The organism is Flavobacteriales bacterium, from assembly GCA_020435415.1.
Classification (GTDB): Bacteria; Bacteroidota; Bacteroidia; order JACJYZ01; family JACJYZ01; genus JACJYZ01.
On the sequence record JAGQZQ010000167.1, the window covers coordinates 1 to 2,061 of the forward strand.

Annotated in this window: 2 protein-coding genes; one reads left to right on the forward strand and one right to left on the reverse strand. The window is 47.3% G+C overall.

Going from position 1 to position 2,061, the window contains the following annotated elements:
* Window positions 1-1,841, forward strand: a 1,841-nt coding sequence (locus KDD36_15105) for a PD40 domain-containing protein (protein ID MCB0397976.1), incomplete at its 5' end; no start/stop codon positions are given.
* A 7-nt stretch (window positions 1,842-1,848) separates the two neighbouring features.
* Here KDD36_15105 and KDD36_15110 read toward each other — a convergent pair.
* Window positions 1,849-2,061, reverse strand: a 213-nt coding sequence (locus KDD36_15110; protein MCB0397977.1) for a hypothetical protein, incomplete at its 5' end; no start/stop codon positions are given.

Consider the following 2,061-nt stretch of genomic DNA (forward strand, 5'->3'; position numbering starts at 1 on the left):
TGGCAGGTGCTCAAACAACCGATCAGGTTGATTTCAAAAAGACTTTTCAGGACGCAGAGGATTTAATCGGAGGAGGAAATTATGAAGCGGCTTTGCCTCTGTTTATGAAGCTTTATAATAAGGATACCACCAATGCCAACCTGGCCTTTAAAATAGGGGTATGCTTGTTCAACTCGTATTCTTTCAACTTCCCGATCGATCAGGAAAAGTCACTGACCTACTTCAGCAAGGCGCTCAACAATACCACCCATGACTATAAAACCGGGCACTATAAAGAACGGAAGGCTCCGGTAGATGCTTACTTCTACCTGGCGGAAGCTTTTCATTTCCTACATTCCATTGACAGTGCTGAATATTATTTTTCTATGTTCAGGGAAATGATCATGAAAACAGACCCCGAACTGGTGGCGGAAGTCGATCACCGCCTGGAACAATGCACCAACGCCCGGGAATTAATGGCCAATCCCCTGCCCGTGTTCATTACCAACCTCGGTGCTCGGATCAACAGCGCATATAACGACTATGCACCGGTGATATCCGCGGACGAAACTACGCTGATCTTTACTTCCACCCGCCAGGGAAGCACCGGCGAACATATCACAGCTGAAGGGCAGTACTATGAAGATATTTATATTTCACACAGGGTAGGGAGAGCATGGAGTACACCTGCTACCATCAGTGACATGATCAATACGGATAACCATGAAGCAAGCATCAGCCTTTCTCCCGATGGTAACACCCTGTTTATATACAAGGCAGAAGGCGAGGATGGAAATATTTTTCAAAGCAAGCGTTATGGTGAAGCCTGGACAACACCTGAACGTCTGAGTGCAAATATCAATTCATTCGACTACGAATCTCATGCTTCGCTTACTGAAGATGGTCAATCACTTTACTTTACCAGTGATCGTCCCGGCGGACATGGCGGTTTGGATATCTATGTTTCAAGAATGCAACCGGACGGCTTCTGGGGAAAAGCAGAAAACCTGGGACCAGGTGTGAATACGGAATTTGATGACGACAGCCCCTTCATTCATCCGGACGGCAAGACCCTTTATTTTTCCTCCAAGGGCCATAAAAGCATGGGGGGAATGGACATCTTTAAGTCAGTGATTCAAAATGACGGGACCTGGGGAGGAGCCGAAAACCTGGGATACCCAATCAATACAGCTGCCGACAACATTTACTATGTGATCAACCGGAAGAATACCCATGCCTATTTCGCTTCAGTGCGTGAAAACGGTTATGGTGGTCTTGACCTTTATCGTATTGTGATCAGCGAGGATGAGGTGGATGCGGAATTCACAGAAGAAGAAATTGCGGATGGAGAAAATCTGGTTGAGCCTGGCACGTCCGATCCTGATAATTCAGGTAATCCCGGCACTAACGCGAACAATACATCCAACAAACCGAAGACAGACAAGATTGAGCCTAAGGATGGTAAGGATACCATGGCGAACAATCTTCCTGCAGACGTTAAACCGGAAAAGTCCGAACCGGAGGCACCATTGTCCTGGGAAGTACTCTATTTTGAATATAACATTGGAAGGCTAAACGTGCAATCCGTTGAAAAGGTCAAACACATTCGTGAAATCCTCACCAGTCACCCTGACATGAAAGTGGAGATTTCCGGCCATACAGACAATGTAGGCAGCGACGGTTACAACATGACCCTATCTAAGACAAGGGCTCAGGCTGTAGCAGACTACTTCGTCAGAAATGGGGTGGATATCAAACGCCTTGTCGTGATTGGTCTTGGAGAATCCAAGCCGGCCAAACCAAATGACACACCGGAGAATCGCGCTAAGAACCGCCGGGTGGAAGTAAAGGTTATCAACTAACCATTCACTAATAGGTTCCCGCCGGAATCACATGACCGGTCAGGTCTGAATATGATCGCATAAGATCTGCAGTCATGCAGGAGTGAACCGGAAGCACGTACACAATGTCTCCTTCCTTTGTGAGGGATATCCGTTCTGCTGTTGCCTTCACAACACCATGTTCCTGAGAAAGCCGGTCGACATATTCATCGCGGTTAACCTCACCCCACTTCCCTCCACG